Raw genomic sequence first — 24,912 nt, 5'->3', positions numbered from 1 at the left:
CCCAAGGGGAGCCGCAAGCCTTGGATCAGCGCTTGTCGCGGCGCTTCTTCTCGGCTTTCTTGTGGTGCGACATCAAGCGACGCTTCTTGTTGACCTGGCGGTCGGTCAGCGTGTTCTTGTTGCCTTCGTACGGGTTCTCGCCGCCCTTGAACTCGATGCGGATCGGCGTACCGACCAGCTTCAGCACACGGCGGTAGGTGTTCTCCAGGTAGCGCACGTACGACTTCGGCACTTTCTCGATCTGGTTGCCGTGGATCACGATCAGCGGCGGGTTCGCACCGCCCAGGTGGGCATAGCGCAGCTTGATCCGGCGACCGTTGACCATTGGCGGCTGGTGCTCGCTGACCGCGTCTTCGAGGATCTGGGTCAGGCGGCTGGTCGGCCAGCGGGTGACCGCCGACTTGAACGAGTTCTGCACCGAACCGTAGAGGTTGCCCACGCCGGTGCCGTGCAGCGCCGAGATGAAGTGGATGTCGGCGAAGTCGACGAAGAACAGCCGGCGTTCCAGCTCGGTCTTCACGTAGTCACGCTCGCCCGGGGTCATGCCGTCCCACTTGTTGAGCGCGATCACCATCGCACGGCCCGCCTCGAGGGCGAAGCCCAGCAGGTTGAGGTCGTGGTCGACCACGCCTTCGCGGGCGTCCATCACGAAGATCACCACGTTGGCGTCCTTGATCGCCTGCAGGGTCTTCACCACGGAGAACTTCTCGACTTCCTCGTGGATCTTGCCGCGCTTGCGCACACCGGCGGTGTCGATCAGCGTGTACTTCTCTTCATTGCGCTCGAAGGGAATGTAGATGCTGTCGCGGGTGGTGCCGGGCTGGTCGTAGACGATCACGCGCTCTTCGCCGAGCATGCGGTTGACCAGGGTCGACTTGCCGACGTTCGGGCGACCGATGATGGCGATCTTGATGCCGTCCTTCTCGCTCGGGCCAGGAATGCGCTTGGCTTCCTCGCCTTCGGCGACCTCTTCGTCCTCTTCGCCTTCCTGCGGCTCGTCATCATCCTTGGGGAAGTCGCCCAGGGCGATCTCCAGCAGCTGGGTGATGCCGCGGCCGTGGGCACCGGCGATCGGGATGGCGTCGCCCATGCCCATCGGGGCGAATTCGGCGCGGGCCATTTCCGGGTCGATGTTGTCGACCTTGTTGGCGACCACGAAGGAACGCTTGTTACGCTTGCGCAGGTGCTCGGCGATCATCTGGTCGGCGGCGGTGAAGCCGGCCTTGGCGTCCACCAGGAACAGGACGACATCCGCTTCTTCGATGGCCAGCAGCGACTGCTCGGCCATCTTTTCGTCCATGCCGTACTCGTCACCGGAGATGCCGCCGGTGTCGATCAGAATGTAGGAGCGCCCTTGCCACTTGGCCTCACCGTACTGGCGATCACGGGTCAGACCGGACAGGTCGCCGACGATGGCGTCGCGGGTCCGGGTCAGGCGGTTGAACAAGGTGGACTTGCCGACGTTCGGTCGGCCCACCAGGGCGATTACGGGAACCATGCGGCTCTCCACTGCGTTATTTCAGAAAATACAAAAGCCGCTGCGTGGCAGCGGCTGGTGCTCGGGGCTGCTCTGCGGGGGGCTGTCGGCGAAGAAACGCACCGCAAAAGCGGCACGCGTCATCGTTGACGCCCTTCGCGGGCAAGCCCGCTCCCACAGGTGAAGCCGCTTGGGGAACTCCCCAAGCATAGTTGTTACTTGATGGTCAGGGCTTCCAGTTTGCCGCTGTTGCCATACACGTAGATCGTATCGCCCACCACCAGCGGACGTGCGCGCAGGCCGTCGCTGTCGATGCGCTCACGGCCGACGAAACGGCCGTCCACCTGGCTCAGCAGGTGCAGGTAACCTTCCAGGTCACCGACCGCCACGTAGCTGGAGAACACTTCCGGGGCCGACAGTTGACGGCGGGCCAGCGAGTCGTTGCTCCACAGCGCGGTGGTGGAACGCTCGTCGACGCCTTCGACGGTGCCCGAGGACAGGCTCACGTAGACGCTGCCGAAGCCTTGGGCAAGGCCCGCGTAGCTCGACGCGTCGCGCTGCCACAGCTGACGGCCGCTCTCCAGGTCCAGCGCTGCGACGCGGCCCTGGTAGCTGGCGACGTACAGGGTGCCGCCGGACAGCAGCAGGCCGCCGTCGATGTCGACCACACGCTCCAGTTCGGAACGGCCCTGCGGGATCGCGATGCGCTGCTCCCACACCGGCACGCCGTTGGAGATATCCACCGCGACCACCTTGCCGGTCGACAGGCCAGCCACCGCCAGGCGGTTGGTGACGATCGGCGCGCTGGTGCCGCGCAGGGTCAGCACGGCCGGGGTGCTGTCATACACCCAGCGCTGGTTGCCGGTGGACGCGTCCAGGCCGATCAGACGGTCGTCCTGGGTCTGCACCACCACCACGTCGCCGTTGTTGGCCGGCGGCGCGAGGACTTCGCTGTTGACCCGTGAACGCCACTTCTCTTCGCCGTTGATGGCGTCGAGCGCGACGACTTCACCACGCAGCGTGCCGATCAGCACCAGGCCGTAACCCACGCCCACGGCGCCGGACACCGGCAGCTCAAGGTCCTTTTTCCACTTCACGTCGCCGTTGCTGCGGTCCAGGCCCATCACGATGCCGGTCACGTCGGCGGCGTAGATACTGTCGCCGTCGATCGCCGGCACCAGCATGTTGTAGGTTTCGCCCTGACCGTCACCGATCGAGCGGCTCCACTGCTTGTGCAGAACCACTTCCTCTTTGAAGTCGGTCAGTTCGGCCGGTGGCAGTTCCTTTTTGCTGTTGCTGCTGCAACCCGCGGCCAGAATGGCCAGAGCCAGCACTGCTGCATGCTTCCAACCGATCACGTCACGCATCCCCTTTGGCCAGGTCGTCCAGCTTGATTTGAAGGCCACCGACCGCTGCCTCGTCCGACAGCGCCGCCTTGGCCTTTTGATACGCCGCGTTCGCTTCGTCGGTACGGCCCAGCTGCACCAGCAGGTCGCCCTTGAGTTCTTCGCGGGTGGCGAGGAACGCCTTGTCGGCGTCGCCTTCGAGCAGCTTCAGGGCTTCGTCGGCCTTGTTCTGCGCACCCAGCACCTGCGCCATGCGCTGACGGGCGATTTCGCCCAGCGCCGGGTTGGCCGGCTTGTCGATGATGGCCTTGAGCTCGGTCGCCGCGTCGTCCAGCTTGCCGCTGTCGACGGCCACCTTGGCCACGAACAGGCTGCCGTACTGCGCATAGGCGCTGCCGCCGAATTCGCTGTTGAGCTTGCCGGCCAGATCCGTGACGCGGGCGGCGTCAGGCTTGCCGTCAGGGGTCAGCGTGGTTTCCAGCAATTGCTGATAGAGCACCGAAGCGCCTTGCGCCTGGTTGCTCTGGTACTTGTGAAAAGCCTGCCAGCCGAACACGATGACCAGCGCCAACAGGCCGCCGGTGACCAGAGGTTTGCCGTTGCGTGCCCACCAGTCCTTCAAATCCGCCAACTGTTCGTCTTCGGTACTCGACACCCCAATACTCCTTTGATCGCTAATTCGGCTGTTTGACAGCTTCAACCCTGCACGACGCAGGTGGCCAGGTGCGCAGCGAGCGCGTCCCAGCCGATGTTTTGTTGTTCGCCCTGGCCACGCAGGGGTTTGACGCCGACGGTGCGCTGGGCCATTTCGTCGTCGCCGAGGATCAGCGCGAACAGCGCGCCGCTCTTGTCGGCCTTCTTGAACTGGCTCTTGAAGCTGCCGGCGCCGGCGTTGACCTGCAGACGCAGGTTCGGCAGCGCGTCACGCACGCGCTCGGCCAGGGCCAGACCGGCCAGTTCGGCCTCTTCGCCGAAGGCGCAGAGGTAGACGTCCACCTGGCGGGAAATCTCTTCCGGGATCTGCTCCAGGGTTTCCAGCAGCAGCACCAGACGCTCGATGCCCATGGCGAAACCGACGCCTGCGGTCGGCTTGCCGCCCATCTGCTCGACCAGGCCGTCGTAACGGCCGCCCGCGCACACGGTGCCCTGGGCGCCCAGCTTGTCGGTGACCCACTCGAACACGGTCTTGCTGTAGTAGTCGAGACCGCGGACCAGCTTCGGATTGAGCACGTACGGAATGCCGACGGCATCCAGACGGGCCTTCAGGCCTTCGAAGTGCGCGCGGGACTCGTCGTCCAGGTAGTCCGCCATCTTCGGCGCACCGACCAGCACGGCCTGGGTGTCGGCGTTCTTGGTGTCGAGCACGCGCAGCGGGTTGGTCTTGAGGCGGCGCTGGCTGTCTTCGTCCAGTTTGTCGTGGTGCGCCGAGAGGTACTCGACCAGCGCATCGCGGTAACGGGCGCGGGACTCGCTGGTGCCCAGGCTGTTGAGCTCAAGCTTGACCGCATCGCGGATGCCCAGCTCGCCCCACAGGCGCCAGGTCAGCACGATCAGTTCGGCGTCGATGTCCGGGCCGTCGAGGTTGAACACTTCCAGGCCGATCTGGTGGAACTGGCGGTAACGGCCTTTCTGCGGACGCTCGTGACGGAACATCGGGCCGATGTACCACAGCTTCTGCACCTGGCCGCCCCCGGTGATGCCGTGCTCGAGCACAGCGCGCACGCATGCGGCGGTGCCTTCCGGACGCAGGGTCAGGGAGTCGCCGTTACGGTCCTCGAAGGTGTACATCTCTTTTTCGACGATGTCGGTCACTTCGCCGATCGAGCGTTTGAACAGCTCGGTGAACTCGACGATCGGCATGCGGATCTGGCGGTAGCCGTAGTTGTCCAGCAGACGCGAAACGGTGCCTTCGAAATAGCGCCATACCGGGGTCTGCTCGGGCAGGATGTCGTTCATGCCACGGATGGCTTGCAGAGACTTGCTCACAAAGATTCCTTAATTCGTTCGATCAGCCGCGCGCGATGACCGCTGCGTCGGCTTCGACCTTCTCGGCCGCCTTCTCGCGGATCAGCTTTTCCAGCTCGTCCACCAGATTGTCGTTCGTCAGTTTCTGCGACGGCTTGCCGTCGATGTAAATCAGGTTGGGCGTGCCGCCGGTCAAGCCGATATGGGCTTCCTTGGCTTCGCCTGGGCCGTTGACCACGCAGCCGATCACCGCGACATCCAGCGGCACCAGCAGGTCTTCGAGGCGCCCTTCCAGCTCGTTCATGGTCTTGACCACGTCGAAGTTCTGCCGCGAGCAGCTCGGGCAGGCGATGAAGTTGATGCCTCGGGAACGCAAATGCAAGGACTTGAGGATGTCGTAACCGACTTTCACTTCCTCGACCGGGTCGGCCGCCAGCGAGATGCGGATGGTATCGCCGATCCCTTCGGCGAGCAGCATACCGAGGCCCACGGCGGATTTCACCGTGCCCGAGCGCAATCCACCGGCTTCGGTGATGCCCAGGTGCAGCGGCTGGACGATTTCCTTGGCCAGCAGGCGGTAGGCTTCGACGGCCATGAACACGTCGGAGGCCTTCACGCTGACCTTGAAGTCCTGGAAGTTCAGGCGCTCGAGGTGCTCGACGTGGCGCAGGGCGGATTCGACCAGCGCGGCCGGGGTCGGCTCGCCGTACTTCTTCTGCAGGTCCTTTTCCAGGGAGCCGGCGTTGACGCCGATGCGGATCGGGATGCCGCGGTCGCGGGCCGCGTCGACCACCGCACGCACGCGGTCTTCGCGACCGATGTTGCCCGGGTTGATCCGCAGGCAATCGACGCCCAGCTCGGCCACTCGCAGCGCGATCTTGTAGTCGAAGTGGATGTCCGCCACCAGCGGCACCTTGACCAGTTGCTTGATCTTGCCGAACGCCTCGGCGGCGTCCATGTCCGGCACCGACACCCGCACGATGTCGACGCCGGCGGCTTCCAGACGGTTGATCTGGGCGACGGTGGCGGCGACGTCATTGGTGTCGCTGTTGGTCATGCTCTGCACAGCGATGGGCGCATCGCCGCCCACCGGCACGTTGCCGACCCAGATCTTGCGCGATTCGCGCCGTTTGATTGGAGATTCGCCGTGCATGACTTATTGACCCAACTTCAGGCGAGCGGTCTCGCCACTGGTGAACGGAGCCACATCGACCGCCTGGCCGTTGTAGCTGACCTGAGCGCCGCGGGCATAGCCCAGGCGCACCGCGAACGGAGGCTTGCCGGCGACCGACAGGCTGTCGCCCTTGCGCTTCAGCCCGCTGAACAGCACCTTGCCGCTGCCGTCGGTGACCTGTGTCCAGCAATCGGCGGTGAACTGCACCTGAACCTGGCCCTGGCCGGCCACCGGGGCGGCTGGTGCCGCAACCGGCGCAGGCGCCTGGACGACCGGAGCCGCCGGGGCGACAACGGCTGGCGCAGGGGCGGCCGGAGCAACAGGGGCAGGCGCGGCGACGACAGGTGCCGGCGTGTGAACCGGGGCGGCAGGCGTTGCAGTCGGGGCAGGCGCTGCCGGCGCAGTCTGCGCAGCGGCCGCTTCGGTGCCGGTCGCTTCTGCGGCGGTTTCAGCGGCGATTTCGCCCTGCGGCAGCGCCAGCGGGGCGGAAGCCTCGGCCTGGCCCTCTTCGACGGCCTGGTCTTCAGGCTCGTCGATCGGGTGGATCTGGGTGGTGCCGTCGGCGCCTTCGACTTCGACGTGCTCCGGCGCCAGGCCGATCAGATCCTTGGTGCGCAGCGAGGTCTGGTCTTGCCACCAGACGAAACCACCGCCGATGACCGCGATCAGCAGCAACAGGCTGACGATGCGCAAGATGGTGTGGGAAACCCGCACCGGCTCCTCGATCCGCCCCAGGCTGTGCACGTTGCTGCCCTGGGAGTCTGTGCCGGTGGACTGGTCGAACTGCTGGACCAGGACAGCCTGATCCATGCCGAGCAATTTGGCGTAGGCGCGAATGTAGCCGCGAGCGAAGGTATGCCCCGGCAGCTTGTCGAACGCACCGGCCTCCAGGTTGCTCAGGGAAGTCACGGTGAGGTTGAGCTTGAGGGCCACTTCGGCCAGCGACCAGCCATTGCTTTCGCGGGCCTGGCGCAAGGTCTCACCGGGGTTAACGCGAGTCGCTGCTACAACTTCGGGATGCGCCGCTTTCATCATTGCTCCGACAGGTATTGCTGATATTCCGGCGTACCGGGATAGAGTCGTTTTAGTTGCAGGCCGTAACTGGCGGCCTTGTCGCGATCTTCAAACACTTTCGCCAGGCGCACGCCGAGCAGCAGGCTGCGTGCGTTCTGCTCGGACAACTGGCTGTAACGGTCGTAATAGTCTCGCGCGGGCACATAATGCCTGTCTTCGAAGGACAACTCAGCCATTTCCAGCAACGCGCGCGGCTGTTGACGGTTCAGGCGCAGCGCCTTTTCCAGCTGTTGCTGCGCCAGGTCGCGCTGGCCGAGCTTCGCCGCGGTCATGCCGAGGTTCTCGAAGACCCGGGAACGCTCAGGATACAGGGTATCGGCGGCTGCCTGTTCAAATCGCTCGTAGGCGTCCTTGTAACGCTGCTGCTCGTAGAGAAAACTGCCGTAGTTGTTGAGGATCCGGGCATCGGCGGGACGGGCGGACAGCGCCTTGCGAAAGTGCTCGTCGGCCAGCTGGGGCTCCAGCTCGGCCTGGAACACCAGCGCCAGGGCGGCATTGGCGTCGGCATCCGAACCGTCCAGCTCCAGGGCCTTCTTCAGCGGCACCTTGGCCCGCTCGGTCATACCCTGTTGCAAATAACCCAGCCCCAACTGCACGTAGGCAGCCCGCGCCTCGTCGCGGCCCTTGCTGGTCTTCATCGGGTTGTAGTCGCCCGACAGGACACAGCCAGCACAGAGGCTGGCCAACAGCAACAGCAGCGCGAAGCGCAGGGACATAGAGATCCTCTCTTAGTGAGTGTTCGCGGCGTTCTGCGCCAGATCGCCGTCGGCGCTCAATTCGCGCACCGCGATGTAGCGTTCGCTGCGACGGGTGCGATCCAGCACCTGTCCTACCAATTGACCGCAGGCGGCGTCGATGTCCTCACCACGGGTGGTGCGCACGGTGACGTTGAAGCCTGCGTGGTGAAGCTGATCCTGGAACCGGCGGATGGCGTTGTTGCTCGGCCGCTCGTACCCGGAATGCGGGAACGGGTTGAACGGGATCAGGTTGATCTTGCAGGGGATGTCCTTGAGCAGCTCGATCATCTCGAGCGCATGCTCGAGCTTGTCGTTGACGTCCTTGAGCAAGGTGTACTCGATGGTCAGCACACGCTTCTCGCCGAGGGCGGACATGTAGCGCACGCAGGAGTCGAGCAGCATCTTGAGCGGGTATTTCTTGTTGATCGGCACCAACTGGTTACGCAGAGCATCGTTCGGTGCGTGCAGGGACAACGCCAGGGACACGTCGATGTGCTTGGCCAGCTCATCGATCATCGGCACCACACCCGACGTGGACAGGGTCACGCGGCGCTTGGAGATCCCGTAGCCCAGGTCATCCATCATCAGATGCATGGCGGCCACGACGTTGTCGAAGTTCAGCAGCGGTTCGCCCATGCCCATCATCACCACGTTGGTGATGGCGCGGTCGATGGTGGCCGGAACGCTGCCGAAGGATTTGTTCGCAATCCACACCTGGCCGATGACTTCGGCGGCGGTGAGGTTGCTGTTGAAGCCTTGCTTGCCGGTGGAGCAGAAACTGCAGTCCAGGGCACAGCCTGCCTGGGACGAAACGCAGAGGGTGCCGCGCTTGCCCTGGGGAATGTACACGGTCTCGACGCAGCTGCCGGACGCCACGCGCACCACCCACTTGCGGGTGCCGTCGCTGGAGATGTCCTCGCTGACCACTTCGGGACCACGAATTTCGGCAACGGCCTTGAGCTTTTCGCGCAAGGCCTTGCCGACGTTCGTCATGGCGTCGAAATCATCCACGCCAAAGTGGTGAATCCATTTCATAACCTGACCGGCACGGAAACGCTTCTCCCCGATTGAGTCGAAGAATTTTTCCATTTCCGGCTGGGTCAGACCCAGCAGGTTGGTTTTAGCAGTCGATGTCGTCATGGATTCACCTTCACTCTTTAAGCCGATGCTTAGCGAGTGGTTACTTCGGTAGCTGCGAAGAAGTACGAGATTTCGCGAGCGGCAGCGGCTTCGGAGTCCGAACCGTGAACGGCGTTGGCGTCGATCGACTCGGCGAAGTCAGCGCGGATGGTGCCGGCAGCAGCTTCTTTAGGGTTGGTGGCGCCCATCAGCTCACGGTTGCGAGCGATGGCGTTTTCGCCTTCCAGAACCTGAACGACCACTGGACCGGAGATCATGAAAGCAACCAGGTCACCGAAGAAACCGCGCTCTTTGTGCTCAGCGTAGAAGCCTTCGGCTTCGGCTTTGGACAGTTGCTTCATTTTCGAGGCAACCACTTTCAGACCGGCCTTTTCGAAACGGGTAACGATTTCGCCGGCAGCGCCTTTTGCAACGGCGTCAGGCTTGATGATGGAGAAAGTACGTTGAACAGCCATGGTGTAACTCCAGAAACAGTAATTTGCGAAAAATTAAACCCGCGAATTATACGCGGGTTCTTGGGTATTGCCTAACCTGCGAGGACGATCAGTCTAACTCGTCGGCCCAGAGCGTCTGAACCGCTTCCAACACTTTCTCGCCCACACGGCCCGAGTTGTTGTCGAAATCCGGCAGCGCCATGATCCATTCTTTCAAGTCGACGAAATTGACAGAGTACGGATCGACGCCCGGATGGGCCTCGGCCAGCTCCTCTGCAATGCGTTGAACATCATTCCAGCCGTAGCTCATGACAGTCTTACCAGTCAGTGCGGCGCTTCGGCCGCATGGTTAAGCGAATATTTCGGGATTTCGACGGTCAGGTCGTCCTCGCCGACAATGGCCTGGCAGGCCAGGCGCGACTGCGCTTCCAGGCCCCAGGCCCGGTCGAGGAAGTCCTCTTCCAGCTCGTCGGCCTCTTCCAGCGAGTCGAATCCCTCGCGAATGATGCAGTGACAGGTGGTGCAGGCGCAAACGCCGCCGCAGGCGCTTTCCATCTCGATGTGGTGCTCGTGGGCCAGTTCGAGAATGGACGTGCCGGGCTCGGCCTCGACCACCATGCCATCAGGGCAGAACTTCTCGTGTGGCAGAAAAATGACCTGCGGCATCAGTTATCCTCGATTTCATTCAGGTTGCGCCCCGCCAGCGCGGCTTTCACCGTCGAATCCAGGCGGCGGGCGGCAAAGGCGTCGGTCACTTGCGACAGACGCTTGGTCTGCTGCTCGATGGCGAAGCCATCGGTGCCTTTCATCAGTTCGGTCAGTTCCTGCACCTGCAGGTCGATGACCATGCGTTCTTCGGCGTCCAGCAGGCGCTCGCCGTCGGCGTCCAGGGCAGCCTGCACCGCCTCGACCAGACGCTGGGCGTCGACCTGCTGCTCGCGCAGGACACGGGCGACCTTGTCGTCGTTGGCGTGCTGGAACGAATCCTTGAGCATCTTGGCGATTTCGCCGTCGGTCAGGCCGTAGGACGGCTTGACCTGGATGCTGGCCTCGACGCCCGAGCCCAACTCACGGGCGGAGACGCTGAGCAGGCCATCGGCATCGACCTGGAAGGTCACGCGGATCTTCGCCGCGCCAGCCACCATCGCCGGGATCCCGCGCAGTTCGAAGCGCGCCAGGGAGCGGCAATCGCTGATCAGCTCGCGCTCGCCCTGCAGCACATGGATCGCCATGGCCGACTGGCCGTCCTTGTAGGTGGTGAAGTCCTGGGCGCGGGCGACCGGGATGGTGGTGTTGCGCGGAATCACCTTCTCCATCAGCCCGCCCATGGTTTCCAGCCCCAGGGACAGCGGAATCACGTCGAGCAGCAGCAGTTCGCCGCCGTCACGCTTGTTGCCGGCCAGGGTGTCGGCCTGGATCGCGGCCCCGATGGCCACCACTTGATCCGGGTCGATAGAGGTCAGCGGCTGACGGCCGAAGGCTTCGGCGACGGCTTCGCGCACACGCGGCACACGGGTCGAACCGCCGACCATGACCACGGCATGGACGTCTTCAAGCTCAATGCCCGAGTCACGCACCGCGCGGCGGCAGGCCTTGAGGCTGCGGGCGACCATCGGCTCGATCAATGCGTCGAACGCTTCGCGGGTCAGCTGCGCCTTCCAGTCGCCGTAGACGACCTCGACGGCAGCGGCGTCGGTCAACGCTTCCTTGGCCGCGCAGGCGGTCTGCAGCAGGTTGCGTTGCGCGCCCGGATCGAGATCGACGGACAGGCCGGCGCCCTCGATGATCCAGCCGGCGACGGCGTGGTCGAAGTCATCGCCGCCCAGGGCGCTGTCGCCACCGGTGGCCAGCACTTCGAAGACTCCGCCGGTCAGGCGCAGAATCGAAATATCGAACGTACCGCCGCCCAGGTCGTAGATCGCGACCAGGCCTTCGGCGTGCTGATCCAGGCCATAGGCCACAGCGGCCGCGGTCGGCTCGTTGAGCAGGCGCAGCACGTTCAGGCCGGCGAGCTTCGCCGCATCCTTGGTGGCCTGGCGCTGAGCATCATCGAAATAGGCCGGCACCGTGATCACCGCGCCGACCAGCTCGCCGCCCAGCGTCGCTTCAGCGCGCTGACGCAGCACCTTCAGGATGTCGGCGGAGACTTCGACCGGGCTTTTCGGCCCCTGGACCGTGTCGATGAACGGCATGTGCGACTCGCCGCCGACGAAGCGGTACGGCAGTTGCTCGCCCAACTGCTTGACGTCGGACAGGCCGCGCCCCATCAGGCGCTTGACCGACAGCACGGTGTTCAGGGGATCGGAGGACGCGGCCAGCTTGGCCGACTCGCCGACTTCGACGCGGTCGGCGTGATAACGCACGGCGGACGGCAGGATCACCTGCCCTTGGGCGTCGGCCAGCGGCTCGGAAAGACCACTGCGCAACGCAGCGACCAGCGAATTGGTAGTGCCCAAGTCGATCCCCACAGCCAGACGGCGCTGGTGCGGTTGAGGACTTTGGCCGGGTTCGGCGATCTGCAGTAGGGCCATCGTGATCAGGACTTATCTGTATATCAGGCGTGCGACCGGAGCGGCACTGGGTTAATCGTCGAGGCGCTCTTCTAACTGGCGCACTTCGTAGGAGAGCTTGTCGAGGAACTGCATGCGCCGCATCAGGCGTTCGGCCTGCTCGCGTTGCGCCGCGTCGTTCCAGCAGGCTGCGAAGCTTTCGTTCAATCGGTCCTGGGCGGCCTTCAGCCGGCGCTTGAAGGCGGCGACACCGTCCAGGTCGGCGCTGTCCTGCAGATCCTCGAGCTCCTCGCGCAGCTCCATCTGCTGCAGCAGGAACTCCGGATCGTGCACCGTGACCTCCAGCGGCAGCTCACGCCCGCTCATGGTGAGCAGGTAACGCGCGCGTTGCGGGGGGCTCTTGAGGGTCTGGTACGCCTCGTTGAGCCGGGCGGACTGCTCAAGCGCCAACCGCTGCTCGCGCTCGGAGGCGTCGGCGAAGCGGTCAGGGTGAACCCCGCGCGCCAGCTCGCGGTAGCGCGTGGCCAACTGCTCGAGATCCAGGCGGAAATCCGGTTGCAGGTCAAACAGGGCGAAATGACAAGGAATACCCACGAGCGGCCTCAGACGTTGAAGCTTTCGCCGCAGCCACACTCACCGCGCACGTTGGGGTTGTTGAACTTGAAGCCTTCGTTCAACCCTTCCTTGACGAAATCGAGTTCGGTGCCGTCCAGGTACGCCAGGCTCTTGGGATCGATGATCACCTTTTCGCCATGGCTTTCGAACACCTGGTCGTCTTCGCCCAGGGCATCGACGAATTCCAGCACATAGGCCAGCCCCGAGCAGCCCGTGGTACGGACGCCCAAGCGGATCCCTTCGCCCTTGCCGCGACCGTCCAGGGAACGGCGCACATGCTTGGCGGCGGCTTCTGTCATGCTGATGGCCATCGAGACTCCTTACATCTTGCGATGTGTGCTGTTAGAGCAAACCTTTCTTCTGCTTGTAGTCGCGCACGGCCGCCTTGATGGCGTCCTCGGCGAGCACGGAGCAGTGGATCTTCACCGGCGGCAGGGCCAGTTCTTCAGCCAGTTGGGTGTTCTTGATGGTTTCGGCTTCGTCCAGGGTCTTGCCCTTCATCCACTCGGTGGCCAGGGAGCTGGAAGCGATCGCCGAACCGCAGCCGTAGGTCTTGAACTTGGCGTCTTCGATCACGCCCTGCTCGTTGACCTTGATCTGCAGGCGCATCACGTCGCCGCACGCCGGGGCGCCGACCATGCCGGTGCCGACATCCGGGTCTTCGGCGTTCATCTTGCCGACGTTGCGCGGGTTTTCGTAGTGGTCGATGACCTTTTCGCTGTAAGCCATGATGCTTAATCCTCACTCATCAGAGAGTCGCTCTTTGGGCCCTGCCGCCTCTGGCCGCAGGGCTGGTTCGCGGCGACTTGAAATCAGTGTGCCGCCCACTCGATCTTCGAAATGTCGACACCGTCTTTGTACATGTCCCACAGCGGCGACAGGGCGCGCAGCTTGGTGACGGCCTCGCAGACCTTCTGCGCGGCGTAGTCGATCTCTTCTTCGGTGGTGAAGCGGCCGAAGGTGAAGCGGATCGAGCTGTGCGCCAGTTCGTCGTTGCGGCCCAGGGCGCGCAGCACGTACGAAGGCTCCAGCGACGCCGAGGTGCAGGCCGAACCGGACGATACCGCCAGGTCCTTGAGCGCCATGATCAGCGACTCGCCTTCGACATAGTTGAAGCTCAGGTTCAGGTTGTGCGGAACGCGGGCGGTCAGGCTGCCGTTGACGTACAGCTCTTCCAGGTGCTCGACCTGCTTGTAGAAGCGGTCGCTCAGGGCCTTGATCCGCACGTTCTCGGCGGCCATGTCTTCCTTGGCCACGCGGAAGGCTTCGCCCATGCCGACGATCTGGTGGGTCGCCAGGGTGCCGGAGCGCATGCCGCGCTCGTGACCGCCGCCGTGCATGGTCGCTTCGATGCGCACGCGCGGCTTGCGGCTGACGTACAGCGCGCCGATGCCTTTAGGGCCGTAGGTCTTGTGGGCGGAGAACGACATCATGTCGACTTTCAGCTTCTGCAGGTCGATCTCGACCTTGCCGGTGGACTGAGCGGCGTCGACGTGGAACAGGATGCCTTTGGAACGGGTCAGTTCGCCGATGGCAGCGATGTCGTTGATCGTGCCGATCTCGTTGTTCACGTGCATCACCGACACCAGGATGGTGTCTTCGCGCAGGGCGGCTTCGACCATTTCCGGGGTGACCAGACCGTCTTCACGAGGCTCGATGTAGGTCACTTCGAAACCTTCGCGCTCCAGTTGGCGCATGGTGTCGAGGACGGCCTTGTGTTCGATCTTGGTGGTGATCAGGTGCTTGCCCTTGGAGGCGTAGAAATGTGCCGCACCCTTGATTGCCAGGTTGTCGGACTCGGTGGCACCGGAGGTCCAGACGATTTCGCGCGGGTCGGCGTTGACCAGGTCGGCCACCTGACGACGGGCGTTCTCCACGGCTTCTTCGGCCTTCCAGCCGAACACGTGGGAGCGGGACGCCGGGTTACCGAAGTTCCCGTCGACCAGCAGGCATTCACTCATCTTTTGCGCAACGCGCGGATCGACCGGGGTGGTCGCAGAGTAATCAAGGTAAATCGGCAATTTCATGGACTATCTCCTAAATCAGGCTGGCTGGCGTACCGCTGGCTCTCTGGCTGTCATTCGACGGCGGACGCTTCAATCTTGTCCAGGCGCGGCGCCTTGCCATTGCAACGACGCTGATCCTGGCGCTGGGCCACTTCCTGCACCTCACGGCGAGTTACGAGGTCGGCCAAGCTGATACCGCTGAGAAATTCGTGGATCTGCAGGCTGAGGTCGCACCACAGGTGATGGGTCAGGCAGGTGTCGCCGGAATGGCAATCGCCCTGGCCCTGGCATTTGGTCGCATCGACCGATTCGTTGACCGCATCGATCACCTGAGCGACCTGGATGCCCTGCATGTCGCGGGACAGCTGGTAACCGCCGCCCGGACCACGGACGCTGGACACCAGGTTGCTGCGGCGCAGCTTGGCGAACAGCTGTTCGAGATAGGACAGGGAAATGCCTTGGCGCTCGGAGATATCGGCCAGGGACACGGGCCCGTGCTGCGCGTGCAACGCCAGGTCAAGCATGGCGGTCACGGCGTATCGGCCTTTTGTAGTCAGTCGCATGGACAATTACCACGGAGTTCGGAATGGGCGGGAGTATGCAATTCCCGAGCATTTAAGTCAACTATAAGACCTAGTGCTTTAGTCGGGTTTACCCGCAAAGAGCGCGCGCATGATAGCAGGGTCTGCGGCTTAATGGCACACCGGCCAGCGCTGCGCCGTTGCCTGATCACGACACCCGAAGGCCGGCGCCGCTCGCGCCGCCCCTCGGGCAGGCCTCATCCCGCCGTGGTGTCTTCCTTGCCCTTGACGCAGGCGAAGTCTTCTTCGCGCAGCTCAGGCAGATCTTTCGCACAGTAATTGCTGCCCAGATCCTTCAGTGCGCCGCACATGCCCTCCAGCCGCCCGTCCACCGCCTGCAGGTGATCGAGCAACTGACCGATGGCCCGGGCCACCGGATCCGGCATGTCGCCGCTGACGCCATAGGCATCGAAGCCGATTTTCTCGGCCATCGCCTTACGCTTGGCGTCCAGCTCGTCATCGGACTTGACGATGATCCGCCCCGGAATGCCCACCACGGTCGCGCCCGGCGGCACTTCCTTGGTGACCACCGCATTGGAGCCGACCTTGGCGCCGGCACCCACGGTGAACGGTCCGAGCACTTTCGCGCCGGCCCCGACCACCACGCCGTCGCCCAGCGTCGGGTGACGCTTGCCCTTGTTCCAGCTGGTGCCGCCGAGGGTCACGCCCTGGTACAGAGTCACGTCGTCGCCGATCTCGGCCGTTTCACCGATCACGATGCCCATGCCGTGGTCGATGAAGAAGCGGCGACCGACCTTCGCCCCCGGATGGATCTCGATCCCGGTCAGCCAGCGGCCGAAGTTCGACACCAGTCGCGCCAGCCATTTCAGCTCCGCGCGCCACAGCATCGCCGACAGCCGATGGATCCAGATCGCGTGCATGCCGGGGTAGCAGGTCAGAACCTCAAAAGCGTTACGCGCCGCCGGGTCTCGGTGGAATACGCTCTGGATATCTTCACGTAAACGTTCGAACATCATCATTCCTTCCGTTTAAGGAGCTCGCCACGGGCCGCTTTCTGGGTTTCCGTGAGGATGCCACGCAAAATATTCATTTCCGCCCGGCTGACCGAGCTGCGTCCGTACAACCGGCGCAGGCGCGCCATCAAGTGCCGCGGCTTCTCAGGATCGAGGAACTCGATGGCCACCAGGGTCTGTTCCAGGTGCTCATAGAACCGCTCCAGCTCATCCATGGTCGCCAGCTCATTGCTTTTGACGGAGGCCACCTCTTCCTTCTCGAACTTGCTCGGCTGGCCCTGCGCCGCCAGCCACGCCATACGCACTTCATAGCTCAACACCTGCACCGCCGCCCCGAGGTTCAGCGAGCTGAACTCCGGATCGGAGGGGATGTGCACGTGGTAGTGACATCGCTGCAGCTCTTCGTTGGTCAGGCCGGAGTCCTCGCGCCCGAACACCAAAGCGATTTCCGCGCCCTGCCCGGCTTCCGAGACCACTTTTGCGCCGCATTCGCGAGGATCGAGCAACGGCCACGGGATCCGCCGGTCACGGGCGCTGGTGCCCAGCACCAGGTTGCAGCCGACCAGCGCGTCTTCCAAGGTGGCGACGACTTGCGCGTTTTCAAGGATGTCGCCGGCGCCCGAGGCGCGGGCGTCGGCTTCGTGGTGCGGAAACACCCGGGGCTCCACCAGCACCAGCCGCGAAAGCCCCATGTTCTTCATGGCGCGCGCGGTCCCGCCGATGTTGCCCGGATGGCTGGTGTTGACCAGGACGACACGAATGTTTTGCAGCACGGCGCAGGCTCTCGGACTCGGGAAAGGGGTGCAAATCTTACAGAACAGCCTACCGTTAAGCCATGAATGCGAACAGCGACCTTCACCTGAAGAAAACTTCTGATAGAATGCGCGGCTTTCTTTAACAACCTTAGGTGACACATCCATGCAGCCCATGCTGAATATCGCGCTGCGCGCCGCCCGCAGCGCCAGTGAACTGATCTTCCGCTCCATCGAGCGCCTGGATACCATCAAGGTCGACGAAAAAGACGCCAAGGACTACGTGTCCGAGGTGGACCGCGCCGCCGAACAGAAAATCATCGACGCCCTGCGCAAGGCCTACCCGAATCATTCGATCATGGGTGAAGAGACCGGCATGCACGCTGGCTCCGGCATCGAAGGCGAAGAGTACCTGTGGATCATCGATCCGCTGGACGGCACCACCAACTTCCTGCGCGGCATCCCTCACTTCGCGGTCAGCATCGCCTGCAAATACCGTGGCCGCCTGGAACACGCCGTTGTCCTGGATCCGGTCCGTCAGGAAGAGTTCACCGCCAGCCGTGGCCGTGGCGCCCAACTGAACGGTCGTCGCCTGCGCGTCAGCGGCCGCACCAGCCTGGACGGCGCCCTGCTGGGCACCGGTTTCCCGTTCCGTGACGACCAGATGGACAACCTGGACAACTACCTGGGCATGTTCCGCGCCCTGGTGGGCCAGACCGCCGGCATCCGTCGCGCAGGTTCGGCGAGCCTGGATCTGGCCTACGTGGCCGCCGGCCGTTTCGACGCGTTCTGGGAATCGGGCCTGTCCGAGTGGGACATGGCAGCCGGCGCCCTGCTGATTCAGGAAGCGGGCGGCCTGGTGAGCGACTTCACCGGCGGTCACGACTTCCTGGAGAAAGGCCACGTCGTCGCCGGCAACACCAAATGCTTCAAGGCCGTGCTGACCGCCATCCAGCCGCACCTGCCGGCCTCGATGAAGCGTTAAGCGCTGCGCAATACGAAAAAAGCACCCTTCGGGGTGCTTTTTTTTATGCCTGTGATTGGCACGCTTTCGGCAGCCACCACAGTCCATGTGGGAGCCAGCCTGCTGGCGATGGAGTCAGCCAAGCCCCCAAGTCGTACGCCGAACGACAGGCACAAAAAAGCACCCCGCAGGGTGCTTTTTCATGTTTGATCACTGCCCGGGTTGGACCTGGGACAGGATCAACTTGCCTTCCTTGTCCACCGGAATCTGGTTGCCCGGATCCCGGTCCATCCGCACTTTGCCTTCCTTGCCGTCCAGCGAGTAACGAACGTCGTAGCCGACGACCTTGTCGCTGATGTCATTCACGGTGTTGCAGCGTGTCTGCGTCGTGGTGTAGGTGTCACGCTCCTGCATGCCCTCCTGCACCTTGTTGCCGGCGTAACCGCCGCCGACCGCACCGGCCACCGTGGCGATCTTCTTGCCGGTGCCGCCGCCGATCTGGTTGCCCAAAAGGCCGCCGGCCAGCGCACCGACCACCGTACCGGCGATCTGGTGCTGATCCTTCACCGGCGCTTGACGGGTCACGGTGACGTCCTTGCACACTTCACGTGGAGTCTTGATCTGCGTCTTGACCGGCTCGACAGCCAGCACTTGCGCGTACTCAGGGCCGCTTTTCACCAGGCTGTAGGTAGCAACAGCACCCCCGGCGGTCACACCGACAGCACCCAATACCGCACCAACCAGCAACGACTTGTTCACATGAACCTCCTGACCATCACATGCGGGGCGTGCCCGCGCTTCTCCCAGCCTTGGAGCATGAAAAAAGGCGCGAGTTCAACTCGCGCCTTTTTCGGGTGACACCGTCAGGAGAAGCCGGCCTCAAGGACGGTCGTCGATTTCCTTGTCGGTGTTGGCCGGAGGGATCAGGTCTTCGCTGGTCAGGTTCAGCCAGATCAGCACCACGTTGGCGATGTAGATCGACGAGTAGGTACCCGCCAGAACACCGATGAACAGGGCGATGGAGAAGCCGAACAGGTTGTCGCCGCCGAAGAACAGCAGCGCCGCGATCGCCAGCAACGTCGAGATCGAGGTCGCCATGGTGCGCAGCAGGGTCTGGGTGGTCGAGATGTTGATGTTCTCGATCAGGTTGGCCTTGCGCAGCACACGGAAGTTCTCGCGAACCCGGTCGAACACCACGATGGTGTCGTTGAGCGAGTAGCCGATGATCGCCAGCACCGCCGCCAGCACCGTCAGGTCGAAGGTGATCTGGAAGAACGACAGGATGCCGATGGTCACGATCACGTCGTGGATCAGCGAAACGATGGCGCCCACCGCGAATTTCCACTGAAAGCGGAAAGCCAGGTAGAGCAGGATGCCGCCCAACGCCAGCAGCATGCCCAGGCCGCCCTGGTCACGCAGCTCCTCGCCCACCTGCGGGCCCACGAACTCGACGCGCTTGACGGTCGCCGGGTTCTCGCCGCCGACCTTCTGCAGCGCCTCGGCCACCTGATGGCCCAACTGCGGGTCTTCACCCGGCATGCGCACCAGCAGGTCGGTGGTCGCGCCGAAGTTCTGCACGACGGCCTCGTGGTAACCGGCCGTCGTCAGTTGCTCGCGCACCTTGGTGACGTCGGCCGGACGCTCGTAGGTCAGCTCGATGAGCGTACCGCCGGTGAAGTCCAGGCCCCAGTTCATGCCCTTGTGGAACACGCTGAACAAGGCCAGGGCCGTCAGGAACAATGTGACGCCGAACGCGAAGTTGCGAACGCCCATGAAGTTGATAGTACGTAACATGGCAGCCCCTTAAATCCACAACTTCTTGAAGTCACGACCGCCGAAGATCAGGTTGACCATCGCGCGGGTCACCATGATGGCCGTGAACATCGAGGTAAAGATCCCGAGGGACATGGTCACCGCGAAGCCCTTCACCGGGCCGGTGCCCATGGCGAAGAGGATGCCGCCGACCAGCAGGGTGGTCAGGTTGGCATCGAGGATCGCGGTGAACGCCCGGCCGAAGCCTTCGTTGATGGCGCGCTGCACGGTCATGCCGGCGGCGATCTCTTCGCGGATCCGCGAGAAGATCAGCACGTTGGCGTCGACCGCCATGCCCATGGTCAACACGATGCCGGCGATGCCCGGCAGGGTCAGCGTCGCGCCCAGCAGCGACATCAGCGCCAGCAACATCACCATGTTCACGGCCAGCGCGACCGTGGCGATCAGACCGAAGAAGCGGTAGATGGCGATGATGAACAGCGAGACGAACAGCATGCCCCACAGCGAAGCGTCGATGCCTTTGGTGATGTTGTCCGCACCCAGGCTCGGGCCGATGGTGCGTTCTTCGGCAAAGTACATCGGCGCCGCCAGGCCGCCGGCGCGCAGCAGCAGCGCCAGTTCGGAGGACTCGCCCTGGCCGTTCAGGCCGGTGATGCGGAACTGCGCGCCCAGCGGCGACTGGATGGTCGCCAGGCTGATGATCTTCTTCTCTTCCTTGAACGACTGCACCGCCACGTCTTTCTCTACGCCGTCGACCACCTGCTTGGTGTAGGTGGTGACCGGACGCTGCTCGATGAAGATCACCGCCATGCTGCGACCGACGTTGCTGCGGGTCGCACGGCTCATCAGCTCGCCGCCGTGACCGTCCAGGCGGATGTTCACTTCAGGGGTGCCGTGCTCGCCGAAACCGGCCTTGGCGTCGGTCACCTGGTCACCGGTGATGATCAGGCTGCGCTCGATCTGCGCCGGAGGACGCTTGCCCTCGCGGAACTCGAAGGTCTCGGAGGTGGCCTTGGAGGCACCCGGCTCGGCGGCCAGGCGGAACTCAAGGTTGGCCGTCTTGCCCAGGATCCGCTTGGCTTCGGCGGTGTCCTGCACGCCCGGCAGCTCAACCACGATACGGTTGGCGCCCTGGCGCTGGACGATCGGTTCGGCGACACCCAGCTCGTTGACGCGGTTACGCACCGTGGTCAGGTTCTGCTTGATGGAGTATTCGCGGATTTCCACCAGCTTGGCCGGGGTCATCGCCAGACGCAGCACCGGCTGGCCGTTGAGGTCGGCCGGAACAATGTCGAAATCGTTGAAGCTCTTGCGGATCAGCGCACGGGCCTGTTCGCGGGACGCATCGTCGCTGAAGCCCAGCTGGATGGCGCCACCCAGTTGCGGCAGGCTGCGGTAGCGCAGCTTCTCTTTGCGCAGCAGGCTCTTGACTTCGCCTTCGTAGATTTTCAGGCGAGCGTCGATGGCCTTGTCCATGTCCACTTCCAGCAGGAAGTGCACACCGCCGGACAGGTCGAGACCCAGCTTCATCGGGTGCGCGGCCAGGTTGCGCAGCCACTGCGGCGTGGTCTGGGCCAGGTTCAGCGCGACGACGTAGTCGTCACCCAATGCCTTGCGCACCACGTCCTTGGCCGGCAGCTGGTCTTCAGCCTTGGTCAGGCGGATCAGGCCGCCCTTGCCGTTGGCAGACAGGCTCGCGGCCTTGACGGCGATCCCGGATTCCTTGAGCGCAGTACCCGCACGGTCCAGGTCGGCCTGGTTGACCTGCAGGGCCGTGCTGGCGCCGCTGATCTGGATGGCCGGGTCATCGGGGTACAGATTGGGAGCGGAATAAATCAGACCGATCGCTAGCACCGCCAGGATCAGAATGTATTTCCACAGAGGATATTTGTTCAGCATCACGCCGCCCGCTATGACGCGGGGCGCCTTGCGCGCCCCGTCGATTGAGTGGAAGTTGAAACTTTAGATCGCCTTGAGCGTGCCTTTTGGCAGCGTGGCGGCGATCGCGCCCTTCTGGAACTTCATTTCCACGGTGTCGGACACTTCCAGCACCACGAAGTCATCGGCCACTTTGGTGATCTTGCCGGCGATGCCGCCGGTGGTGACCACTTCGTCGCCCTTCTGCAGGCTGCTCAGCAGGTTTTTCTGCTCTTTGGCGCGTTTGGCCTGCGGACGCCAGATCATCAGGTAGAAGATGACCAGGAAACCGACCAGGAAAATCCACTCGAAGCCGCCGCCGACAGGCGCCGCAGCCGGTGCAGCCGCGTCGGCCATGGCGTTAGAGATAAAAAAGCTCATTTAGCACTCCAGTTGCAAAAATGTTGAATCTTGGGGTCAGGAAACTCAGTCCAAAGGCGGTACGGGAAGCCCGCGCTTGGCATAGAAGGCCTCGACGAAGGCGGCCAATGTACCCTGTTGAATAGCCTCGCGCAAACCAGCCATCAGCACCTGATAATGGCGCAAATTGTGGATGGTATTGAGCATGCTGCCGAGCATTTCGCCGCATTTGTCCAAGTGGTGCAGATAAGCGCGGGAGAAGTTCCGGCAGGTGTAGCAATCGCAGGTCGGATCCAGCGGCGAATCATCATGGCGATGGAACGCGTTACGGATCTTCAGCACACCGGTGTCGATGAACAGATGCCCGTTGCGGGCATTGCGGGTCGGCATCACGCAATCGAACATGTCCACCCCGCGGCGCACACCCTCAACCAGATCTTCCGGTTTGCCAACGCCCATAAGGTAACGAGGTTTGTCAGCAGGCATCTGGCCAGGCAGGTAGTCCAGCACCTTGATCATTTCGTGCTTGGGCTCGCCCACCGACAGGCCGCCGATGGCCAGGCCGTCGAAGCCGATCTTGTCCAGGCCTTCGAGCGAGCGCATGCGCAGATCCTGGTGCATGCCGCCCTGGACGATGCCGAACAGCGCCGCCGTGTTGTCGCCGTGGGCGTTCTTCGAACGCTGGGCCCAGCGCAGGGACAGCTCCATGGACACCCGCGCGACGTCTTCGTCGGCCGGGTATGGGGTGCATTCGTCGAAGATCATCACGATGTCGGAACCCAGGTCGCGCTGGACCTGCATCGATTCTTCCGGCCCCATGAACACCTTGGCGCCGTCGACCGGAGAGGCGAAGGTCACGCCCTCCTCCTTGATCTTGCGCATGGCGCCGAGGCTGAACACCTGGAAGCCGCCGGAGTCGGTCAGGATCGGGCCTTTCCACTGCATGAAGTCATGCAGGTCGCCGTGCTTCTTGATCACTTCCATGCCCGGACGCAGCCACAGGTGGAAGGTGTTGCCCAGGATGATCTCTGCGCCGATCGCCTCGATGTCCCGCGGCAACATGCCCTTGACGGTGCCGTAGGTGCCCACCGGCATGAACGCCGGGGTCTCGACGGTGCCGCGCGGGAAGGTCAGGCGGCCACGGCGGGCCTTGCCGTCGGTGGCGAGCAACTCGAACGACATGCGACAGGTGCGACTCATACTGTTTCCTCTGGGCCGCGTGGAGCGGGGTTGCGGGTGATGAACATCGCATCACCGTAGCTGAAAAAGCGGTAACCGTTGTCGACCGCAGCCTTGTAAGCCGCCATGGTCTCCGGATAACCGGCGAACGCCGAAACCAGCATCAACAGCGTGGATTCGGGCAAATGGAAGTTGGTGACCAAGGCGTCGACCACATGGAACGGCCGGCCCGGGTAGATGAAGATGTCGGTGTCGCCGCTGAACGGCTTGAGCACGCCGTCGCGGGCGGCGCTCTCCAGCGAACGCACGCTGGTGGTGCCCACCGCGATCACCCGCCCACCCCGCGCACGGCAGGCGGCGACGGCATCGACCACGTCCTGGCCGACTTCCAGCCATTCGCTGTGCATGTGATGGTCTTCGATCTTCTCGACCCGCACCGGCTGGAACGTGCCCGCGCCGACGTGCAGCGTGACGAACGCGGTCTCGACGCCCTTGGCGGCGATCGCCTCCATCAGGGTCTGGTCGAAATGCAGGCCGGCGGTCGGTGCCGCCACCGCGCCGAGGCGCTCGGCGTACACGGTCTGGTAACGCTCGCGGTCGGCGCCTTCGTCAGGACGGTCAATATAAGGAGGCAACGGCATGTGCCCGACGCGGTCGAGCAGCGGCAGCACCTCTTCGGCGAACCCCAGCTCGAACAGCGCGTCGTGACGGGCCAGCATCTCGGCCTCGCCGCCGCCATCGATGAGGATCTTCGAACCCGGCTTGGGCGACTTGCTGGAGCGCACATGGGCCAGCACGCGGTGCGTGTCGAGCACCCGTTCGATGAGGATCTCCAGCTTGCCGCCGGACGCCTTCTGCCCGAACAACCGCGCCGGAATCACCCGGGTATTGTTGAACACCATCAGATCGCCAGGGCGCAAATGCTCAAGCAAATCAGTGAATTGACGGTGTGCCAGGGCACCGCTGACCCCGTCCAGGGTCAACAGCCGGCTACCGCGTCGCTCGGCCAACGGATGGCGGGCGATCAACGAATCAGGAAGCTCGAAGGTAAAGTCAGCAACACGCATGATGGGGTTCGTCTGGCAGGGCCGGAAAGTCTAGCGGAAATATCAAAAATTGACCATGAAACGTGATTGACCAACGGTAGACGCCTCTCTATACTTCGCCGCCATTAAGCCCTGATGGCGGAATTGGTAGACGCGGCGGATTCAAAATCCGTTTTCGAAAGGAGTGGGAGTTCGAGTCTCCCTCGGGGCACCATCTGCAACACATAGACGACTACCAACGTCTACGTAACATCTCTAGAGCCCGCTAACAGCGGGCTTTTTTGTTTTTGGGGTTTATCTCTCACCCCTTCCCCCACCGATCGCGAATCTGATCAGGCATGCGCCCATGCATTGGGCGCTGCCACTGCCCGTTTCCGGATAGTGGCGAGCAATGTCCCGCCATCAGCAATGGCAAGAAACTCGTCATCGCCACTGCGGCTGATCAATTGCACGGCGCCAGCTCGACCAGAACCGCGCTGCGCGGCGATCAAGCCGAGGCAAGGCATTGGAAGTGCAGCGACCAATGCCCATCGCTCGACGCCTCCAGGGCGCGGCACAGCCCCTCTCTGCGGTCATCACAGCCACGTGCTGCCACCATTGCAGTTGGGGCGCAAACAATCGCTTGCGTTTGCGAGAGGCCATCCTGAACAGCCCCACACCCCTCTTCTGCACGGCAATCATCAGCCATGCCCCCTGCGAGTGCCCCCCCCACCAGGAAACTCGACGTAGGAACTTTCCTGCGGGCAAAACAAAACCCCAACCGCTTTCGCAGTTGGGGTTTCGGAATTTAATCTTGACGATGACCTACTCTCACATGGGGAAACCCCACACTACCATCGGCGATGCATCGTTTCACTTCTGAGTTCGGGATGGGATCAGGTGGTTCCA

At 63.3% G+C, this 24,912-nt stretch carries 26 protein-coding genes, 1 tRNA gene and 1 rRNA gene; 2 read left to right on the top strand and 26 right to left on the bottom strand.

What is annotated here, in order from left to right:
- Positions 1 to 25 precede the first annotated feature (25 nt).
- The 19 genes from der to trmJ all read right to left on the bottom strand — a co-directional run bounded on the left by der (position 26) and on the right by trmJ (position 16,806).
- Positions 26 to 1,498, bottom strand: a complete 1,473-nt coding sequence (gene der, locus CAG29_RS26860; protein WP_085586650.1) for a ribosome biogenesis GTPase Der — start codon at positions 1,496 to 1,498, stop codon at positions 26 to 28.
- A 194-nt stretch (positions 1,499 to 1,692) separates the two neighbouring features.
- Positions 1,693 to 2,844 carry an outer membrane protein assembly factor BamB gene (gene bamB / locus CAG29_RS26855; RefSeq protein WP_085586649.1) on the bottom strand — a complete coding sequence of 384 codons (1,152 nt, stop codon included), beginning with the start codon at positions 2,842 to 2,844 and terminating at the stop codon, positions 1,693 to 1,695.
- Complete coding sequence (locus tag CAG29_RS26850; RefSeq protein ID WP_085586648.1) at positions 2,837 to 3,478, bottom strand: tetratricopeptide repeat protein; 642 nt, start codon at positions 3,476 to 3,478, stop codon at positions 2,837 to 2,839. Before CAG29_RS26850 ends, bamB begins: the two co-directional genes overlap by 8 nt.
- A gap of 41 nt (positions 3,479 to 3,519) precedes the next feature.
- On the bottom strand, positions 3,520 to 4,809 hold the full coding sequence (gene hisS / locus CAG29_RS26845) for a histidine--tRNA ligase (RefSeq protein WP_085586647.1): 1,290 nt from the start codon (positions 4,807 to 4,809) through the stop codon (positions 3,520 to 3,522).
- 22 nt (positions 4,810 to 4,831) lie between these two features.
- On the bottom strand, positions 4,832 to 5,941 hold the full coding sequence (gene ispG, locus CAG29_RS26840) for a flavodoxin-dependent (E)-4-hydroxy-3-methylbut-2-enyl-diphosphate synthase (protein WP_007956680.1): 1,110 nt from the start codon (positions 5,939 to 5,941) through the stop codon (positions 4,832 to 4,834).
- A gap of 3 nt (positions 5,942 to 5,944) precedes the next feature.
- Entirely contained in the window at positions 5,945 to 6,994 is a 1,050-nt protein-coding gene (locus tag CAG29_RS26835; RefSeq protein WP_085695404.1) for a RodZ family helix-turn-helix domain-containing protein, read from the bottom strand.
- Positions 6,994 to 7,752 carry a type IV pilus biogenesis/stability protein PilW gene (pilW, locus tag CAG29_RS26830; protein ID WP_085586645.1) on the bottom strand — a complete coding sequence of 253 codons (759 nt, stop codon included), beginning with the start codon at positions 7,750 to 7,752 and terminating at the stop codon, positions 6,994 to 6,996. Before pilW ends, CAG29_RS26835 begins: the two co-directional genes overlap by 1 nt.
- Before the next feature lie 12 nt (positions 7,753 to 7,764).
- Positions 7,765 to 8,913: a 23S rRNA (adenine(2503)-C(2))-methyltransferase RlmN gene (gene rlmN / locus CAG29_RS26825; RefSeq protein ID WP_085641072.1), complete on the bottom strand. Its 1,149-nt coding sequence runs from the start codon at positions 8,911 to 8,913 to the stop codon at positions 7,765 to 7,767.
- A gap of 29 nt (positions 8,914 to 8,942) precedes the next feature.
- The gene (gene ndk, locus CAG29_RS26820; RefSeq protein ID WP_003227894.1) at positions 8,943 to 9,368 is read right to left on the bottom strand and encodes a nucleoside-diphosphate kinase; all 426 of its coding nucleotides are present in this window, start codon (positions 9,366 to 9,368) and stop codon (positions 8,943 to 8,945) included.
- A gap of 88 nt (positions 9,369 to 9,456) precedes the next feature.
- Complete coding sequence (iscX, locus tag CAG29_RS26815; RefSeq protein ID WP_085586643.1) at positions 9,457 to 9,657, bottom strand: Fe-S cluster assembly protein IscX; 201 nt, start codon at positions 9,655 to 9,657, stop codon at positions 9,457 to 9,459.
- 14 nt (positions 9,658 to 9,671) lie between these two features.
- Positions 9,672 to 10,013: an ISC system 2Fe-2S type ferredoxin gene (fdx, locus tag CAG29_RS26810; protein WP_085586642.1), complete on the bottom strand. Its 342-nt coding sequence runs from the start codon at positions 10,011 to 10,013 to the stop codon at positions 9,672 to 9,674.
- Entirely contained in the window at positions 10,013 to 11,878 is a 1,866-nt protein-coding gene (hscA, locus tag CAG29_RS26805; protein ID WP_085641066.1) for a Fe-S protein assembly chaperone HscA, read from the bottom strand. Before hscA ends, fdx begins: the two co-directional genes overlap by 1 nt.
- Before the next feature lie 51 nt (positions 11,879 to 11,929).
- Positions 11,930 to 12,451 (bottom strand): co-chaperone HscB, encoded by a 522-nt coding sequence (gene hscB / locus CAG29_RS26800; RefSeq protein ID WP_085586640.1) that lies wholly within the window; start codon positions 12,449 to 12,451, stop codon positions 11,930 to 11,932.
- Positions 12,452 to 12,459: 8 nt separating this feature from the next.
- Entirely contained in the window at positions 12,460 to 12,783 is a 324-nt protein-coding gene (gene iscA / locus CAG29_RS26795; protein ID WP_085586639.1) for an iron-sulfur cluster assembly protein IscA, read from the bottom strand.
- Positions 12,784 to 12,814: 31 nt separating this feature from the next.
- Entirely contained in the window at positions 12,815 to 13,201 is a 387-nt protein-coding gene (iscU, locus tag CAG29_RS26790) for a Fe-S cluster assembly scaffold IscU (RefSeq protein ID WP_002552476.1), read from the bottom strand.
- A gap of 83 nt (positions 13,202 to 13,284) precedes the next feature.
- The gene (locus CAG29_RS26785; RefSeq protein WP_085586638.1) at positions 13,285 to 14,499 is read right to left on the bottom strand and encodes an IscS subfamily cysteine desulfurase; all 1,215 of its coding nucleotides are present in this window, start codon (positions 14,497 to 14,499) and stop codon (positions 13,285 to 13,287) included.
- Between the two features lie 50 nt (positions 14,500 to 14,549).
- Positions 14,550 to 15,041, bottom strand: coding sequence for a Fe-S cluster assembly transcriptional regulator IscR (iscR, locus tag CAG29_RS26780; RefSeq protein ID WP_007956690.1), 492 nt, complete (start codon positions 15,039 to 15,041; stop codon positions 14,550 to 14,552).
- Between the two features lie 215 nt (positions 15,042 to 15,256).
- Entirely contained in the window at positions 15,257 to 16,033 is a 777-nt protein-coding gene (gene cysE / locus CAG29_RS26775; RefSeq protein ID WP_085586637.1) for a serine O-acetyltransferase, read from the bottom strand.
- Positions 16,034 to 16,035: 2 nt separating this feature from the next.
- Positions 16,036 to 16,806 (bottom strand): tRNA (cytosine(32)/uridine(32)-2'-O)-methyltransferase TrmJ, encoded by a 771-nt coding sequence (trmJ, locus tag CAG29_RS26770; protein WP_085634015.1) that lies wholly within the window; start codon positions 16,804 to 16,806, stop codon positions 16,036 to 16,038.
- Positions 16,807 to 16,951: 145 nt separating this feature from the next.
- Here trmJ and suhB point away from each other — a divergent pair, with 145 nt between their 5' ends.
- Positions 16,952 to 17,770 carry an inositol-phosphate phosphatase gene (gene suhB / locus CAG29_RS26765; protein ID WP_085586635.1) on the top strand — a complete coding sequence of 273 codons (819 nt, stop codon included), beginning with the start codon at positions 16,952 to 16,954 and terminating at the stop codon, positions 17,768 to 17,770.
- Positions 17,771 to 17,959: 189 nt separating this feature from the next.
- On the opposite strand, the gene CAG29_RS26760 is transcribed toward suhB, so the two are convergent.
- The 6 genes from CAG29_RS26760 to queA all read right to left on the bottom strand — a co-directional run bounded on the left by CAG29_RS26760 (position 17,960) and on the right by queA (position 24,045).
- Positions 17,960 to 18,508 (bottom strand): glycine zipper 2TM domain-containing protein, encoded by a 549-nt coding sequence (locus tag CAG29_RS26760; protein WP_085695403.1) that lies wholly within the window; start codon positions 18,506 to 18,508, stop codon positions 17,960 to 17,962.
- A 120-nt stretch (positions 18,509 to 18,628) separates the two neighbouring features.
- Positions 18,629 to 19,543: a protein translocase subunit SecF gene (secF, locus tag CAG29_RS26755; RefSeq protein WP_085586633.1), complete on the bottom strand. Its 915-nt coding sequence runs from the start codon at positions 19,541 to 19,543 to the stop codon at positions 18,629 to 18,631.
- 9 nt (positions 19,544 to 19,552) lie between these two features.
- Positions 19,553 to 21,421 (bottom strand): protein translocase subunit SecD, encoded by a 1,869-nt coding sequence (gene secD / locus CAG29_RS26750; RefSeq protein WP_085586632.1) that lies wholly within the window; start codon positions 21,419 to 21,421, stop codon positions 19,553 to 19,555.
- Positions 21,422 to 21,484: 63 nt separating this feature from the next.
- Positions 21,485 to 21,820, bottom strand: a complete 336-nt coding sequence (yajC, locus tag CAG29_RS26745) for a preprotein translocase subunit YajC (RefSeq protein ID WP_085586631.1) — start codon at positions 21,818 to 21,820, stop codon at positions 21,485 to 21,487.
- Positions 21,821 to 21,865: 45 nt separating this feature from the next.
- Complete coding sequence (tgt, locus tag CAG29_RS26740) at positions 21,866 to 22,981, bottom strand: tRNA guanosine(34) transglycosylase Tgt (RefSeq protein ID WP_170930080.1); 1,116 nt, start codon at positions 22,979 to 22,981, stop codon at positions 21,866 to 21,868.
- Between the two features lie 14 nt (positions 22,982 to 22,995).
- Positions 22,996 to 24,045, bottom strand: a complete 1,050-nt coding sequence (gene queA, locus CAG29_RS26735) for a tRNA preQ1(34) S-adenosylmethionine ribosyltransferase-isomerase QueA (protein WP_085586629.1) — start codon at positions 24,043 to 24,045, stop codon at positions 22,996 to 22,998.
- Positions 24,046 to 24,153: 108 nt separating this feature from the next.
- Between queA and CAG29_RS26730 the strand changes: the two genes are divergently transcribed.
- Positions 24,154 to 24,238, top strand: a tRNA-Leu gene (locus tag CAG29_RS26730).
- Between the two features lie 577 nt (positions 24,239 to 24,815).
- Here the strand turns inward: CAG29_RS26730 and rrf are convergent.
- Positions 24,816 to 24,912 (bottom strand): 5S ribosomal RNA (gene rrf, locus CAG29_RS26725); the annotation flags it as partial.

Origin of the sequence: Pseudomonas sp. B7(2017) (assembly GCF_002112745.1) — a bacterium.
GTDB lineage: Bacteria > Pseudomonadota > Gammaproteobacteria > Pseudomonadales > Pseudomonadaceae > Aquipseudomonas > Aquipseudomonas ekonensis.
This window is presented reverse-complemented; position numbering and strand designations above follow the sequence as displayed.

Bases quoted from the DNA above. Each gene is read 5' to 3' on its own strand.
- der (WP_085586650.1), bottom strand. From the start codon at position 1,498: ATGGTTCCCGTAATCGCCCTGGTGGGCCGACCGAACGTCGGCAAGTCC.
- bamB (WP_085586649.1), bottom strand. From the start codon at position 2,844: ATGCGTGACGTGATCGGTTGGAAGCATGCAGCAGTGCTGGCTCTGGCC.
- ispG (WP_007956680.1), bottom strand. From the start codon at position 5,941: ATGCACGGCGAATCTCCAATCAAACGGCGCGAATCGCGCAAGATCTGG.
- CAG29_RS26835 (WP_085695404.1), bottom strand. From the start codon at position 6,994: ATGAAAGCGGCGCATCCCGAAGTTGTAGCAGCGACTCGCGTTAACCCC.
- pilW (WP_085586645.1), bottom strand. From the start codon at position 7,752: ATGTCCCTGCGCTTCGCGCTGCTGTTGCTGTTGGCCAGCCTCTGTGCT.
- rlmN (WP_085641072.1), bottom strand. From the start codon at position 8,913: ATGACGACATCGACTGCTAAAACCAACCTGCTGGGTCTGACCCAGCCG.
- ndk (WP_003227894.1), bottom strand. From the start codon at position 9,368: ATGGCTGTTCAACGTACTTTCTCCATCATCAAGCCTGACGCCGTTGCA.
- iscX (WP_085586643.1), bottom strand. From the start codon at position 9,657: ATGAGCTACGGCTGGAATGATGTTCAACGCATTGCAGAGGAGCTGGCC.
- fdx (WP_085586642.1), bottom strand. From the start codon at position 10,013: ATGCCGCAGGTCATTTTTCTGCCACACGAGAAGTTCTGCCCTGATGGC.
- hscA (WP_085641066.1), bottom strand. From the start codon at position 11,878: ATGGCCCTACTGCAGATCGCCGAACCCGGCCAAAGTCCTCAACCGCAC.
- iscA (WP_085586639.1), bottom strand. From the start codon at position 12,783: ATGGCCATCAGCATGACAGAAGCCGCCGCCAAGCATGTGCGCCGTTCC.
- iscU (WP_002552476.1), bottom strand. From the start codon at position 13,201: ATGGCTTACAGCGAAAAGGTCATCGACCACTACGAAAACCCGCGCAAC.
- CAG29_RS26785 (WP_085586638.1), bottom strand. From the start codon at position 14,499: ATGAAATTGCCGATTTACCTTGATTACTCTGCGACCACCCCGGTCGAT.
- iscR (WP_007956690.1), bottom strand. From the start codon at position 15,041: ATGCGACTGACTACAAAAGGCCGATACGCCGTGACCGCCATGCTTGAC.
- cysE (WP_085586637.1), bottom strand. From the start codon at position 16,033: ATGTTCGAACGTTTACGTGAAGATATCCAGAGCGTATTCCACCGAGAC.
- suhB (WP_085586635.1), top strand. From the start codon at position 16,952: ATGCAGCCCATGCTGAATATCGCGCTGCGCGCCGCCCGCAGCGCCAGT.
- secF (WP_085586633.1), bottom strand. From the start codon at position 19,543: ATGTTACGTACTATCAACTTCATGGGCGTTCGCAACTTCGCGTTCGGC.
- secD (WP_085586632.1), bottom strand. From the start codon at position 21,421: ATGCTGAACAAATATCCTCTGTGGAAATACATTCTGATCCTGGCGGTG.
- yajC (WP_085586631.1), bottom strand. From the start codon at position 21,820: ATGAGCTTTTTTATCTCTAACGCCATGGCCGACGCGGCTGCACCGGCT.
- tgt (WP_170930080.1), bottom strand. From the start codon at position 22,981: ATGTCGTTCGAGTTGCTCGCCACCGACGGCAAGGCCCGCCGTGGCCGC.
- queA (WP_085586629.1), bottom strand. From the start codon at position 24,045: ATGCGTGTTGCTGACTTTACCTTCGAGCTTCCTGATTCGTTGATCGCC.